Origin of the sequence: Citrobacter sp. CK189 (assembly GCF_030333505.1) — a bacterium.
Classification (GTDB): Bacteria; Pseudomonadota; Gammaproteobacteria; order Enterobacterales; family Enterobacteriaceae; genus Citrobacter_B; species Citrobacter_B koseri.
Genome location: NZ_JAOWFV010000038.1, coordinates 922306 through 935886, shown reverse-complemented (window position 1 = coordinate 935886; position 13581 = coordinate 922306). Strand labels below are relative to the sequence as shown.

Genomic DNA, 13581 nt, shown 5'->3' with positions numbered 1-13581 from the left:
CTTACCCCAGTAACGGTATTTTTGTGGTGGCGAGTTTAATGATGATGTACAGCACCACCAGCGCCAGCGGGAAGGCGATAACGCGCGCCTGCTGACTGCGCGCCTGACGATAATCAAGCGCAATAAAACCCAAAACGATGTAGATGATAACGCCAAACAACTTCTCAGTCAGCCATGTCCCCTGTTCGGTGAATGGCAGGATGTGCGTTTTTATGATCAACCCCGCTCCGCTAAGCAGCAAAACGGTGTCAATAATCGGCGGGACAACCCGCGTCCAGCGTGCGGATGCCAGCGCATGGCGGGTATAGCGCCACCAGAAACGCAGCACGAACAGGCTAACGGAAAGCGTAACGCTGGTCAGATGGACGCCCAGCAGCAGCGTAAATGTATTCATGGCGCGATCCGCCCAAGCGTGATTCGTTCGTTGTCGCCATAATCACGGCAGGTCTCAACCTGAACGTACCCCGCCTGCGTCAACGCGGTTCTGACCGCCGCCCCTTGCTGCCAGCCGTGCTCCAGCAACAGATACCCCCCCGGCGCCAGCGCATGGCGCGCCTGCGCGATAATGTACGTGATATCCGCCATGCCGTTATCGTCTGCGACCAGCGCCGACAGCGGTTCAAAACGCACATCGCCCTGCGCGAGATGGGGATCATGCGCATCAATATACGGAGGGTTGCTGACGATCATATCAAATTGCTGCCCCGGCAACGCCGCGAACCAGTCGCTTTGCAGTATGCGAACATTGTGAATCGCCAGATGTTGCGCATTACGTCCAGCCAGCGCCACGGCGTCCGGCATACGGTCTACCGCCGTGACCTCGCAGTCCGGTCGCTCTGTCGCCAGCGCCAGCGCAATCGCGCCGGTTCCGGTGCCGAGGTCGAGAATCCGACACGGCGAATCAGGCAGACGCGCCAGCGCCTGCTCGACCAGACATTCGGTGTCCGGGCGCGGAATCAGCGTAGCGGGCGAGACAAACAGCGGCAGTGACCAGAACTCGCGCATGCCAGTCAGGTGTGCGACCGGTTCGCCGCGCTGACGACGCGCCAGCAACTGCGCCAGTTGCTCACGCTGCATGTCGGTCAGCGCCGTTTCGCCAAATGCCAGAATAAAGGTGCGCGCCTTACCGGTAACGTGACCCAGCAAAATCTCGGCATCACGTCGGGGGCTTTCACTCTCCTGTAAGCGGCTTATCGCCTCACGCAACCAGTGCTGGTAATCCATTATTCCTGCTCGGACAACGCCGCCAGTTGGTCGGCCTGATGTTCCTGAACAATCGGCTCAATGAGCATGTCCAGTTTCCCCTCCATCGCCTCATCCAGACGGTAGAGGGTCAGGTTAATACGATGATCCGTCACGCGACCCTGCGGGAAGTTATAGGTACGGTTGCGATCACTGCGGTCGCCGCTGCCTAACAGGTTACGCCGGGTTGAGGCTTCAGCCTGCTGACGCTTCGCCGTTTCTGCGGCATGAATGCGCGCCCCAAGCACCGACAGCGCCTTCGCTTTGTTTTTATGCTGTGAACGTTCGTCCTGGCACTCCACCACGATACCGGTCGGTAAGTGCGTAATACGAATTGCGGAGTCGGTGGTGTTAACGTGCTGACCGCCCGCGCCCGAAGAGCGGAAGGTGTCGATACGTAAATCAGCCGGGTTAATATCCGGCAGCTCGGCCTCCGGCAGTTCCGGCATAACGGCGACGGTACAGGCGGACGTGTGGATACGCCCCTGCGATTCGGTCGCCGGAACGCGCTGAACGCGATGGCCGCCGGACTCAAACTTGAGTCGCCCGTAAACGCCATCGCCGCTGATTTTGGCGATGATCTCTTTATAGCCGCCATGCTCGCCTTCACTGGCGCTCATGATCTCTACCCGCCAGCGACGCGCTTCCGCGTAACGGCTGTACATGCGGAACAGATCGCCTGCGAACAGCGCGGCTTCATCGCCGCCCGTTCCGGCGCGCACTTCGAGGAAAGCGTTACGTTCGTCATCGGGATCTTTTGGCAGCAGCAGAACCTGCAACTGTTGCTCCAGTTGTTCACCTTTTTCTTTGGCTTCGCGCAGTTCATCCTGCGCCATCTCGCGCATTTCAGGATCGTCGAGCATCATCTGTGCCGTTTCGATATCATCCTGAACCTGTTGCCAGTCCGTAAAACAGCGAGAAACATCGCTTAATTGCGCATACTCACGCGACAGCGCGCGAAAGCGTTCCTGGTCTGCGATGGTTCCCGCATCACCCAACAGCGCCTGAACTTCTTCATGGCGTTCGTGCAGGGCTTCCAGTTTGGCAACGATAGAAGGCTTCATAGGCGTAAATGCACCCTGTAAAAAATAGATTGGTGTGCTGCTACTCCAGCCCGAGGCTGTCGCGCAGAATATTCAGGCGTTCGTCATCCCCGTCACGGGCGGCCTGTTGAAGAGATTTAGTTGGCGCATGGATCAGGCGGTTGGTCAGTTTCCATGCCAGATCCTGCAAAATGGCTTGCGCGTCGCCGCCCTGTTCAAGGGCTGCCAGCGCTTTAACTGTCAGTTCATCGCGTACATGCTCTGATTGACTACGGTATTCGCGGATGGTCTCGCTGGCGCTTTGCGAGCGCAGCCAGGCCATAAATTCGCTGGCTTCCTGCGCGACAATCGTTTCGGCCTCCACTGCCGCCGCTTTACGCTGCGCCAGGTTATGCGAAATGATGCTTTGCAGGTCATCAACGCTGTACAGATAGGCATTCGCCAGTTTCCCGACTTCCGGCTCCACGTCGCGCGGCACGGCAATGTCCACCAACAGCATCGGCTGGTTACGACGGCTTTTTAACGCGCGCTCCACCATCCCTTTGCCGATAATCGGCAGCGGACTGGCGGTTGAGCTGATAATAATATCGGCTTCCCGCAGACGTTCGTCGATGTCGCTCAACGAAATAACCTCAGCTCCCACTTCATCCGCCAGCACTTGCGCGCGTTCGCGGGTGCGGTTGGCGATGATCATTTTCTGTACTTTATGTTCACGCAGATGGCGCGCGACCAGTTCAATGGTTTCACCCGCCCCGACCAGCAACACCGTCACCGTGGAGAGGGATTCGAAAATCTGACGCGCCAGCGTACAGGCGGCAAAAGCAACGGACACGGCGCTGGCGCCGATGTCTGTTTCGGTGCGTACGCGTTTGGCGACGGAAAACGATTTCTGGAACATGCGTTCCAGCGCGCTGGCATGCAGATGACCTTTTTGCGAATCCGCAAACGCTTTTTTCACCTGACCGAGAATTTGCGGTTCGCCCAGCACCAGCGAGTCCAGCCCGCTGGCGACGCGCATCAGGTGGCTGACGGCGTCGTTATCCTGGTGCCAGTAGAGGCTATTGCGCAGGTCGTCTTCATTGAGATTATGGTAATCACATAACCAACGAATCAGCGCCTCTTGCAGGTTATCCTGTTCTTCAACGCTGAGGTACAGCTCCGTACGGTTGCACGTCGACAACACCACGCCACCCTGCACCATCGGCTGCGCAAGCAGGCTGTCCAACGCCTGATCGAGCGTATCTGGCGAAAACGTTACGCGTTCTCGCAGCGATACAGGTGCCGTTTTATGGTTAATACCGAGCGCTAAAAGGGTCATGTGTGCGGGAATAGTACCAGCGTTGATAAGGTTAGACTGGGTGCATCATACAGGATGCTCGTGGTCAATAAAAGAGACAGCCTCCTTTTGGAGTAATAGCTTACTGTTTAAATTAAGATAACGTGAACGTAGACGATGTACCCGGTCAGCGCTAGCATTAAGGGTTATAACTGCAACCAACCGACGGGTTCAGTTTGTCGGCCTGATAAGCATAGCGCCATCAGGCAATTATCGCACCGTATTACAAGGATTCGTCATCACTATGACCCTGCCTGATTTTCGCCTGATCCGCCTACTCCCGCTGGCTAGCCTGGTCCTCACCGCCTGTACGATCAATGCGCCGAAAGGTCCTGGCAAAAGTCCCGACTCCCCTCAGTGGCGTCAGCATCAGCAGGACGTGCGCAAGTTGAATCAGTATCAGACGCGTGGCGCGTTTGCTTATATCTCCGACGATCAGAAAGTGTATGCCCGCTTCTTCTGGCAGCAAACCGGTCAGGATCGCTACCGTCTGCTGTTGACCAATCCGCTGGGCAGTACCGAACTGGAGCTGAACGCCCAGCCGGGCAATGTGCAACTGGTCGATAATAAAGGGCAGCGTTACACCGCCGACGACGCCGAAGAGATGATCGGCAAGCTGACCGGGATGCCCATTCCGCTTAACAGCTTACGCCAGTGGATTCTCGGTCTGCCGGGCGACGCCACCGATTACACCCTCGACGACCAGTACCGCCTGAGCGAAGTGAACTACCGCCAGGACGGTAAAAACTGGAAAGTGGTATACAGCGGATACGACAGTAAAACGCAGCCCGCCATGCCGGCAAATATGGAACTCTCTGACGGCGGTCAGCGCATCAAACTGAAGATGGATAACTGGATTGTAAAATGATGACCCACTGGCCATCTCCGGCAAAACTGAATCTGTTTTTATACATCACCGGACAGCGTGCGGACGGTTATCACACATTGCAAACGCTGTTCCAGTTTCTTGATTACGGCGACACAATCGGCATTACGCCGCGCGGCGACGGCGAAATTCATCTTTTGACGCCTGTCGAGGGCGTCGAAAATGACGACAATCTGATCGTCCGCGCGGCGCGGTTGCTGATGAAGACAGCGTCCGCCCACGGGCGTTTGCCCGCAGGCAGCGGCGCGGATATCAGCATCGAGAAACGTTTGCCCATGGGCGGCGGTCTGGGTGGCGGCTCGTCCAATGCGGCGACCGTTCTGGTGGCGCTGAATCATCTCTGGCAGTGCGGATTATCGGTCGATGAACTGGCGGAAACAGGCTTAACGCTGGGCGCGGACGTCCCGGTGTTTGTCCGTGGACATGCGGCCTTCGCCGAGGGCGTGGGTGAAATCCTGACGCCGGTAGACCCGCCGGAGAAGTGGTATCTGGTTGCCCACCCAGGGGTAAGCATCCCCACGCCGGTTATTTTCAAGGACCCCGAATTACCGCGCAACACGCCAAAAAGGTCAATAGAAACGTTATTAAAATGTGAATTCGGCAATGATTGCGAGGTTATCGCAAGAAAACGTTTTCGCGAGGTTGATGCGGCGCTTTCCTGGCTGTTAGAATACGCGCCGTCGCGCCTGACTGGTACAGGGGCCTGTGTCTTTGCTGAATTCGATACAGAATCCGCTGCTCGTCAGGTGCTTAAGCAAGCCCCGGAATGGCTCAATGCGTTTGTGGCGAAGGGTGTCAACCTCTCTCCATTGCAAAAAGCCATGCTTTAAGCCGGGCAAGCTGAGTTTCGGTGACAACGTCACCCTGTTCCAGACGTTGCATCGCGCTCTTTAATACACCGCCTGGATAGGATATTGCCTGGCCCGCACAGTTTTCGGCAGATTCTATCCACCAATGGACGCATGCCTGAGGTTCTTCTCGTGCCTGATATGAAGCTTTTTGCTGGTAACGCCACCCCGGAACTAGCACAACGTATTGCCAACCGCCTGTACACTTCTCTCGGCGACGCCGCTGTAGGTCGCTTTAGCGACGGCGAAGTCAGCGTACAAATTAACGAAAATGTACGCGGTGGTGATATTTTCATCATCCAGTCCACTTGTGCCCCTACTAACGACAACCTGATGGAATTGGTTGTTATGGTCGATGCGCTGCGCCGTGCTTCCGCAGGCCGTATCACCGCCGTTATCCCTTACTTTGGCTATGCGCGTCAGGACCGTCGTGTACGTTCCGCTCGTGTACCGATTACCGCAAAAGTCGTCGCTGACTTCCTGTCCAGCGTTGGCGTTGACCGCGTTCTCACCGTTGACCTGCATGCTGAACAGATCCAGGGCTTCTTTGACGTTCCGGTTGATAACGTATTCGGTAGCCCAATTCTGTTAGAAGATATGCTGCAACTGAACCTGGATAACCCGATTGTGGTTTCTCCAGATATCGGTGGCGTTGTGCGTGCCCGCGCTATCGCTAAGCTGCTGAACGATACCGATATGGCGATCATCGACAAACGCCGTCCGCGCGCTAACGTTTCTCAGGTGATGCACATCATCGGTGACGTTGCTGGCCGCGACTGCGTACTGGTTGATGATATGATCGATACCGGTGGTACGCTGTGCAAAGCAGCAGAAGCACTGAAAGAACGTGGTGCCAAACGCGTATTCGCCTACGCGACTCACCCGATTTTCTCAGGCAATGCGGCAAACAACCTGCGCAATTCGGTGATTGATGAAGTCGTTGTCTGTGACACCATTCCACTGACCGACGAAATTAAAGCACTGCCGAACGTGCGCACGTTGACACTGTCGGGTATGCTGGCCGAAGCGATTCGTCGTATCAGCAACGAAGAATCCATTTCAGCTATGTTCGAACATTAATCGAACCCGGCTAAAAAACCCGCTGCGGCGGGTTTTTTTGTCTGTAACTCTTATTTGTATGACCAATGCCTCCTTCACCTGCCATTTAGTTGACAGATGATGCGCTCATGGATGAAACATTATTGTGAACAGAATATTTTCCTCACATGTGATGCCTTTCCGCGCCCTCATCGACGCTTGCTGGAAAGAAAAATATACCGCCTCACGGTTCACCCGTGATGTGATTGCCGGGGTAACCGTCGGGATCATCGCTATCCCGCTGGCGATGGCGCTGGCAATTGGCAGTGGTGTTGCACCGCAGTACGGTCTTTATACGTCCGCTGTGGCGGGAATTGTTATTGCCTTAACCGGCGGGTCACGCTTCAGCGTCTCCGGCCCGACCGCCGCATTTGTCGTTATTCTCTACCCGGTATCGCAACAATTTGGGCTGGCAGGCCTGCTGGTCGCCACCCTCATATCCGGGGTGTTCCTGATCCTCTTCGGCCTCGCGCGTTTTGGCCGCCTGATCGAATACATTCCCGTATCGGTCACGTTAGGTTTTACATCAGGGATCGGCATCACCATCGGGACAATGCAGATTAAAGATTTCCTCGGTCTGCAAATGGCCCATGTGCCGGAGCATTACCTACAAAAAGTCGGGGCGCTGGTTATGGCGTTGCCGACCATTAATCCGGGCGATGCCGCTATTGGCGTGGTGACGCTCGGTATGCTGATTTTCTGGCCGCGTCTGGGGATTCGTCTGCCGGGCCATCTTCCGGCGCTGCTGGCGGGCTGCGCCGTTATGGCCGTGGTTAATCTGCTGGGTGGCCATGTGGCGACGATTGGTTCACAGTTCCACTATGTGCTGGCCGATGGTTCGCAGGGCAACGGCATTCCTCAGCTGCTGCCGCAGCTGGTGTTGCCGTGGAATCTCCCGGATTCAGATTTCACGCTAAGCTGGGATTCATTGCGGGCGTTATTGCCAGCCGCTTTCTCGATGGCGATGCTGGGGGCGATTGAATCCCTGCTGTGCGCGGTCGTGCTCGACGGCATGACGGGCACCAAACACAAAGCAAACAGCGAACTGATCGGCCAGGGGCTGGGGAATATCGTGGCACCGTTCTTTGGCGGGATCACCGCGACGGCGGCGATCGCCCGTTCTGCGGCAAACGTGCGCGCAGGTGCGACCTCGCCCATTTCCGCCGTTATCCACGCAATTCTGGTCATCCTCGCCCTCCTCGCGCTGGCTCCCCTGCTGTCATGGCTGCCGCTTTCCGCCATGGCCGCGCTGCTGCTGATGGTTGCGTGGAACATGAGTGAAGCCCATAAGGTGGTCGATTTACTGCGACATGCGCCCAAAGACGACATCATCGTGATGATGATGTGTATGTCGCTGACGGTGCTCTTCGATATGGTGATTGCGATCAGCGTCGGGATTGTCCTGGCTTCCCTGCTGTTTATGCGCCGTATTGCCCGTATGACGCGCCTCGCGGCGGTAAACATCACGGTTCCCGATGATGTGCTGGTATTACGCGTTATCGGGCCGCTCTTTTTCGCCGCCGCGGAAGGGTTATTTACCGACCTCGAATCACGCATTGAGGGTAAACGCATTGTGGTGCTGAAGTGGGACGCCGTTCCGGTGCTGGATGCCGGTGGTCTGGACGCCTTCCAGCGCTTTGTGAAGCGTTTGCCGGAAGGCTGTGAACTGCGCGTCAGTAACGTGGAATTCCAGCCGCTGCGCACCATGGCCCGAGCCGGTATCAAACCCATTCCAGGTCGTCTGGCATTTTTCCCGAACAAAGATGCCGCGCTGGCGGATATCTAATCCCGGCTGCCGGTCTGTATCTCAACAGACCGGCAAGTTTTCTTATTGAAAACTGGTTTTCTGCGTCTGGCTTGTTATTATCGTTTTCCTGATATTTGTTAGCGATAACCGATATGAAACCAACCTCTCCGTTTGTTTTTCGTGAAATAACGCGGGACGATATTCCTGCCGTACAGTCCTTTATTATTCGGCATCTTAATCTTTATTTTAATGCCGGAAGAGCATTACCCACTGCGAGTGACGACGTATTCGACCTCCAGGGAAATTATCTTGAGCGGGAAAGAAACCAATTGTTCGGCGTCTGGAATGAACAACAGCAGATAATTGGGACGCTGGCGATATGTCAGTACGATGACAGAATAGAGATGTTGCACGGTCGTTATAATTTACCGGAGACAGCTGAGATTTGTCGCTGCTATGTCGATCAGCATTATCGCAGGCAAGGTATTGGCAGCCAACTGGTCTCGCTGGCTGAACAATTTTGCGAGCAGCAACACTATAAAATATTATATTTGCACACCCATCATTTTTTACCCGGCGGGTATCAATTCTGGCGGCGAAATCTGTTTAACGTCTTCATGGATGTGGGCGACGAGTGGCAGATCGTGCATATGGAAAAACCGTGTAAATATATTGTTACCAGCGACAATATTGATAACATTCACTGTTTATAATAACGCCTTCTTTCTCATCGCGATTAATTGATCAACGTCAATCAATTCTCATTTGCCTTTCCGTTATTACTTGCGGTTGCAATAATCACCACTCCAACAAAAACACAACCATTTGAATTTAAATTAATTAATATAAAAATCGCCATAAAGTATGATGTTTTTGCTCTTTTTTCATACGGTTGACGAGGTTATTGATTGCCGATACAGTCGCCAGTGACAGTATTCATAACACAGCCGTTGTTTTGAAAGGAATATGGTGCGGATTATTTTAATCTCATTCCATAGCTGCCCCCGCAACTGTAGGCGGATACCGAATATCTGCGTGTGGTTATTGTAACCACCGGTCACTGTAAAGATTTGCTTTATGGGAAGGCCGATATTCTGATTACCGCGAGCCAGGAGACCTGCTGTCAGGGTTGTACACATTGAGTGGACGGGATGGTCCATGGGATGATTTATTTGGCATAAATACCATTATGAATTGATGAGCCTATTCCTGCTGAGATTTTGCATTCTCATAATTTCATCATTCAATGTCATCTATCGTCATGTACCTGTCCCGATATATGGAACCAAATAAACCATGACCAGACGTTCAGATTCTGGCATGTACAGGACGATAACAATGTACGCAGACTTTACTTTACCTCATAAAAAATACCTTCTGGCTGTGGCTGGCGCAGCGTTATTATTCACATCAGGATTGACTCATGCAGCAAAAACAGTCTATCCGTTGACGATTAAAAACTGCGGCCGTGATATTACCTTCAATAAAGCCCCGGAACGCGTTGCCACGGTCGGGCAAAACAGCACTGAAATTCTTTATTCCCTGGGACTGGCCGAGCGCGTTGTCGGCACATCGCTGTGGTTCGGCCCCGTCCCGGATGCTTACAAAGCGGCAAATGAAAAAGTGGCCGTGATTGCGCAGAACATCCCCAGCTTTGAAGGCATTATTGCCAAAAAACCGGATTTGGTCGCCAGCCAGTTTGAATGGCAAATTGGGCCTGCCGGAACCGTCGCCTCTTACGAGCAGTTTAGCGAGTTGAACGTGCCGGTATATACCGCGCCTGCGGACTGCGCTAAAGACAACGAAGACGGTGGCGACGGTGTACGTAAAGGCATGTTTGATATTGCTATGGTTTATCAGGAAGTCTCCGATCTGGCGAAAATTTTTGACGTGCAGGACAAAGGCGATGAATTGATCGCCAGTCTGAAGGCCCGTGAAGCTGCCGCCAAAGACAAAATTGCCGGAATGGATAAAAACGTCTCCGCCGTATTCTGGTTTTCCAGCGCCGACCTGCAACTGGACCCCTATGTGGCCGGGAAATTTGGCCCTGCCGCATGGATCGCCCAGACGCTGGGGGTGAAAAATGTGATTGATTCTGCTGAAGAGTGGCCAACCGTTGGCTGGGAAACCATCGCGAAAGCCAGCCCGTCCGTCATTGTTCTCGGTGAAATGAGCCGTCGTCGTTTCCCGGCAGATGACTGGCAGGTCAAACTGGAATATCTCAAGTCCGACCCCGTGACTAAACTTATCCCCGCCGTGAAGGAGAACCATCTGCCAGTGGTGGATGTGCAAACAATGAACGCCGGCATCAGAACGATAGATGGCGTCGAGAAACTCGCAGATGCGTTGGTTGAATACGGTCTGGCTCATCCGAAAACGGCTCAATAATCTTTATGTCGCGCTATGTCTTACCGGGCATAGCGCGCCTCTGGTATTCAGGATTGCAGGTAGATGATGAGCGAAACTCGCAGGACGCGTCGCGCTGTCGGCCAGTTAACGATAAGAATCGGGGGACACGCCCTTTGGGTCAGCGTGCTGATGTGCTGCGTTCTACTGGCGGGTATCTCCATTGGCGAGACGTTTATCCCCTGGCAGCATGTCATCCATACGCTTTCTAACCAGTTCTTTGATACGCGCTATGCCGTTGATGCGCTGGATGCGGGCATTATCTGGAACTATCGCCTGACGCGGGCGTTGGTTTCTGCCTGTTGTGGCGCGTGTCTGGCGGTTTCCGGCGTCGTATTGCAGTCATTGCTACGAAACGCGCTGGCAGAGCCTTATCTACTGGGGATCTCTGCCGGCGCCTCGACCGGCGCTGTTCTGATCGCCTTAACAGGGCTTGGCGCTGGGATCGTCAGCATGTCGCTCGGGGCTTTTATTGGGGCGTTAACGGCTTTTCTTTTCGTGGCGTTACTGGCGATCGCCGCCGGGGGGAGACAGGGAAGCGCCACCACGCAAATCATCCTGGCCGGGATCGCCAGTTCACAGTTATTTAATGCCCTCACCTCGCTAATCATCACTCGCTCAGCGAATGCGGAACAGGCCCGTGGGATTATGTTCTGGCTGCTGGGCAATCTGAGCGGCGTTCGCTGGCCAGATGTCGTTTTGGCCGTCCCTACCGCGCTGGTCGGTGTGGCGTTATGTTTTTGTTACGCCCGTCATCTGGATGCGTTTTCGTTTGGCGCAGAGTCCGCAGCGTCACTTGGCATCCCGGTAAAACGCACGCGCGGAGTCCTGATTGCCGCCGTTACCGGGATGACGGCAATTATGGTCTCCATTGTCGGGGCGATTGGTTTTGTCGGCCTGGTGATCCCCCATGCCGCCCGCCTGCTGGTGGGTAATCAACACCATCGATTGCTGCCAATCAGCGCCATGATCGGCGCCATTTTTCTCATTATCGCCGACGTAATCTCCAGAACATTACTTCCCGGGCAGGTGTTACCCATCGGGGTGATTACGGCGCTTGTAGGCGCACCTGCGTTTTCCATCATTTTGATCAGAGGAAACCAGACAAAATGACGGTAAATTCTGCTCTCACCGCTCCACGCTATCCTTCTGCAACAGTCCGAAACCTGGTGCAGGCGCAGCAACTGCACTGGGAAGTAAAAGGCAAAGCCATCGTCAGCGACGTCTCTTTTCACGTCGCGCCCGGTGAGTTTGTCGGCATTATCGGCCCCAATGGCTCAGGCAAAACATCACTGATCTCATTGCTTGCCGGTTTACTGAAACCCTCGTCAGGCAGCGTAACGCTGGAGAATAAAAATATTCGCCACTACTCGCGCCGCCATTTAGCGCAAAAAGTGGCGCTGGTAGAACAACAAGCGGAAACCAGTGAACGTCTCACCGCATTGCAGGCTGTCTCTCTGGGGCGCACCCCGTGGTTGAGTCTGCTCTCGCCCTGGTCTAAACAAGATGACGATATTGTCCAGACCATGCTGGAGAAGGTAGATCTACAGCGCGTACAAAATCGCTGCTGGAATACCTTTTCTGGCGGGGAAAAACAGCGTCTGCATATCGCCCGGGCCCTGGCGCAGCAACCGAAAGTGCTGCTGATGGATGAACCCACGAACCATCTCGACATTCAACATCAGATAGGTCTGCTTAATCTGGTGAAACGCCAGAAGCTCACCGTCATTGCGGCTCTGCACGACCTGAACCATGCCGCCATGTTCTGCGACCGCATTCTCGTAATGAAAGCGGGTCAACTGGCAATGCAGGGCAGCCCTGCAACCATTTTTACGCCTGAAAACCTCAGCCAGTGGTTTGGCATTAATGCCATCGTTGAGCAGGCGCCGGATGGATTGAGCTGCTTCATCCGCTACCAACGACCGGAATAAACACCTAAGGGAGAACCCATGAAATTGATTAAGCAAAGCCTGAGCATGTTATGTCTGTTAGCGCTGACCACCACGGCTTTCGCTCAGACCCACGAAGTGCTGATGAAAAACAGAGGCGCGGGCGGCCCGATGGTATATGAACCGGATTATCTGGCGATTCAGCCAGGCGACACCGTGAAGTTTATTCGCAAGCATAAGAGCCATAACGCTGCGTCAATCGCAGAGCTTTCGCCAGCAGGCTACCCCGGATTTGTCGGCAAGATTGATGAGGAAATAGAGGTCAAGTACGACAAACCTGGATTTTACGGTATTAAATGCACCCCGCATTACGCGCAAGGGATGGTGATGCTCATTAAAGTGGGTGATGCAACCCTGCCTGACAGCTATCGAACCTTTAAGGCGCCGGGGATCGCGGATAAGCGTTTCCAGGACATTTATACACGCATTGAGAAACAGTAATCCAGATACGCGAAAATGGTGAGGGGCGCACGGTGGCGGATAAAAAACAGAGCAATGAAGACGTTCAGGTACAGCGGCGAGAATGCCTGTGTAAACTCACAAAATTTGTCGGGGCTGCGGGTGTCACCGCCGCCGTCTGGCCGCTCATCTCCGCACTGGGGCCGGATGATAAAACCGTAGCGGAAAACGAACCTGTCGATGTCTCTCTTGCCGGGGTTGCCGTCGGCCAGACGGTGAAAAGAGTCTGGCAGGGAAAGCTTATCCTTATTCATCACCGTACCCCGGAGGAAATTCGCTCAGCGCAGCAGGCGGATGTCCATCGTTTTATCGATCCGCAGGCTGACGGCGAACGTATCAAGACAGAGTATCCGCAGTGGCTGGTCATTCAAGGTTACTGCCCCCACGCAGGCTGTGTGCCCAATGCCAAACCCGGTGGGCAAGGCTGGGTATGCCCTTGTCATGGCTCGGAGTTTGACACTTCAGGGCGCGTCACGCGGGGGCCCGCTACGGCGAATCTCGCAATCCCCGATTACGCGTTTCATCCCGATGGCCTGACTGTGCGTATCGGCGCGAAGGAAGTCTGAA

General features: G+C 54.5%; 14 protein-coding genes and 1 riboswitch. Of the genes, 10 read left to right on the top strand and 4 right to left on the bottom strand.

The features are described 5' to 3' along the window. Position 1 precedes the first annotated feature (1 nt). The 4 genes from sirB2 to hemA are packed head-to-tail and all read right to left on the bottom strand — an operon-like array spanning position 2 to position 3603. Complete coding sequence (sirB2, locus tag OGV83_RS14335) at positions 2 to 394, bottom strand: invasion regulator SirB2 (protein ID WP_047463430.1); 393 nt, start codon at positions 392 to 394, stop codon at positions 2 to 4. Continuing rightward, positions 391 to 1224 (bottom strand): peptide chain release factor N(5)-glutamine methyltransferase, encoded by an 834-nt coding sequence (gene prmC, locus OGV83_RS14330; protein WP_286463860.1) that lies wholly within the window; start codon positions 1222 to 1224, stop codon positions 391 to 393. Before prmC ends, sirB2 begins: the two co-directional genes overlap by 4 nt. Next, positions 1224 to 2306, bottom strand: a complete 1083-nt coding sequence (gene prfA, locus OGV83_RS14325; RefSeq protein ID WP_012132158.1) for a peptide chain release factor 1 — start codon at positions 2304 to 2306, stop codon at positions 1224 to 1226. The genes prmC and prfA overlap by 1 nt, the downstream gene beginning before the upstream one ends. 40 nt (positions 2307 to 2346) lie before the next feature. After that, positions 2347 to 3603, bottom strand: a complete 1257-nt coding sequence (gene hemA, locus OGV83_RS14320) for a glutamyl-tRNA reductase (RefSeq protein ID WP_012132157.1) — start codon at positions 3601 to 3603, stop codon at positions 2347 to 2349. A gap of 262 nt (positions 3604 to 3865) precedes the next feature. Here hemA and lolB point away from each other — a divergent pair, with 262 nt between their 5' ends. The 10 genes from lolB to petA all read left to right on the top strand — a co-directional run bounded on the left by lolB (position 3866) and on the right by petA (position 13580). Beyond that, positions 3866 to 4489: a lipoprotein insertase outer membrane protein LolB gene (gene lolB, locus OGV83_RS14315; RefSeq protein ID WP_047463422.1), complete on the top strand. Its 624-nt coding sequence runs from the start codon at positions 3866 to 3868 to the stop codon at positions 4487 to 4489. Then, complete coding sequence (ispE, locus tag OGV83_RS14310; protein WP_012132155.1) at positions 4486 to 5337, top strand: 4-(cytidine 5'-diphospho)-2-C-methyl-D-erythritol kinase; 852 nt, start codon at positions 4486 to 4488, stop codon at positions 5335 to 5337. The genes lolB and ispE overlap by 4 nt, the downstream gene beginning before the upstream one ends. 150 nt (positions 5338 to 5487) lie before the next feature. Then, positions 5488 to 6435: a ribose-phosphate diphosphokinase gene (gene prs, locus OGV83_RS14305; protein ID WP_001518537.1), complete on the top strand. Its 948-nt coding sequence runs from the start codon at positions 5488 to 5490 to the stop codon at positions 6433 to 6435. 124 nt (positions 6436 to 6559) lie between these two features. Next, positions 6560 to 8239: a C4-dicarboxylic acid transporter DauA gene (gene dauA, locus OGV83_RS14300; RefSeq protein ID WP_248622717.1), complete on the top strand. Its 1680-nt coding sequence runs from the start codon at positions 6560 to 6562 to the stop codon at positions 8237 to 8239. 113 nt (positions 8240 to 8352) lie between these two features. Further along, entirely contained in the window at positions 8353 to 8913 is a 561-nt protein-coding gene (locus OGV83_RS14295) for a GNAT family N-acetyltransferase (protein ID WP_012132153.1), read from the top strand. A gap of 200 nt (positions 8914 to 9113) precedes the next feature. Continuing rightward, a riboswitch (cobalamin riboswitch) is annotated at positions 9114 to 9339 on the top strand. Between the two features lie 199 nt (positions 9340 to 9538). Then, positions 9539 to 10588, top strand: a complete 1050-nt coding sequence (locus OGV83_RS14290; RefSeq protein ID WP_024130290.1) for an ABC transporter substrate-binding protein — start codon at positions 9539 to 9541, stop codon at positions 10586 to 10588. Between the two features lie 66 nt (positions 10589 to 10654). After that, positions 10655 to 11719, top strand: coding sequence for a FecCD family ABC transporter permease (locus OGV83_RS14285; RefSeq protein WP_047463417.1), 1065 nt, complete (start codon positions 10655 to 10657; stop codon positions 11717 to 11719). Continuing rightward, positions 11716 to 12537 carry an ABC transporter ATP-binding protein gene (locus OGV83_RS14280; RefSeq protein ID WP_134769364.1) on the top strand — a complete coding sequence of 274 codons (822 nt, stop codon included), beginning with the start codon at positions 11716 to 11718 and terminating at the stop codon, positions 12535 to 12537. Before OGV83_RS14285 ends, OGV83_RS14280 begins: the two co-directional genes overlap by 4 nt. Positions 12538 to 12555: 18 nt before the next feature. Then, complete coding sequence (locus OGV83_RS14275; RefSeq protein WP_012132148.1) at positions 12556 to 12996, top strand: pseudoazurin; 441 nt, start codon at positions 12556 to 12558, stop codon at positions 12994 to 12996. 32 nt (positions 12997 to 13028) lie between these two features. Next, positions 13029 to 13580 carry a ubiquinol-cytochrome c reductase iron-sulfur subunit gene (gene petA, locus OGV83_RS14270; protein ID WP_110494182.1) on the top strand — a complete coding sequence of 184 codons (552 nt, stop codon included), beginning with the start codon at positions 13029 to 13031 and terminating at the stop codon, positions 13578 to 13580. Position 13581: the final 1 nt, after the last annotated feature.

Coding starts and splice junctions, on each gene's coding strand:
- sirB2 (WP_047463430.1), bottom strand. CDS start 394: ATGAATACATTTACGCTGCTGCTGGGCGTCCATCTGACCAGCGTTACG.
- prmC (WP_286463860.1), bottom strand. CDS start 1,224: ATGGATTACCAGCACTGGTTGCGTGAGGCGATAAGCCGCTTACAGGAG.
- prfA (WP_012132158.1), bottom strand. CDS start 2,306: ATGAAGCCTTCTATCGTTGCCAAACTGGAAGCCCTGCACGAACGCCAT.
- hemA (WP_012132157.1), bottom strand. CDS start 3,603: ATGACCCTTTTAGCGCTCGGTATTAACCATAAAACGGCACCTGTATCG.
- lolB (WP_047463422.1), top strand. CDS start 3,866: ATGACCCTGCCTGATTTTCGCCTGATCCGCCTACTCCCGCTGGCTAGC.
- ispE (WP_012132155.1), top strand. CDS start 4,486: ATGATGACCCACTGGCCATCTCCGGCAAAACTGAATCTGTTTTTATAC.
- OGV83_RS14295 (WP_012132153.1), top strand. CDS start 8,353: ATGAAACCAACCTCTCCGTTTGTTTTTCGTGAAATAACGCGGGACGAT.
- OGV83_RS14290 (WP_024130290.1), top strand. CDS start 9,539: ATGTACGCAGACTTTACTTTACCTCATAAAAAATACCTTCTGGCTGTG.
- OGV83_RS14285 (WP_047463417.1), top strand. CDS start 10,655: ATGAGCGAAACTCGCAGGACGCGTCGCGCTGTCGGCCAGTTAACGATA.
- OGV83_RS14280 (WP_134769364.1), top strand. CDS start 11,716: ATGACGGTAAATTCTGCTCTCACCGCTCCACGCTATCCTTCTGCAACA.
- OGV83_RS14275 (WP_012132148.1), top strand. CDS start 12,556: ATGAAATTGATTAAGCAAAGCCTGAGCATGTTATGTCTGTTAGCGCTG.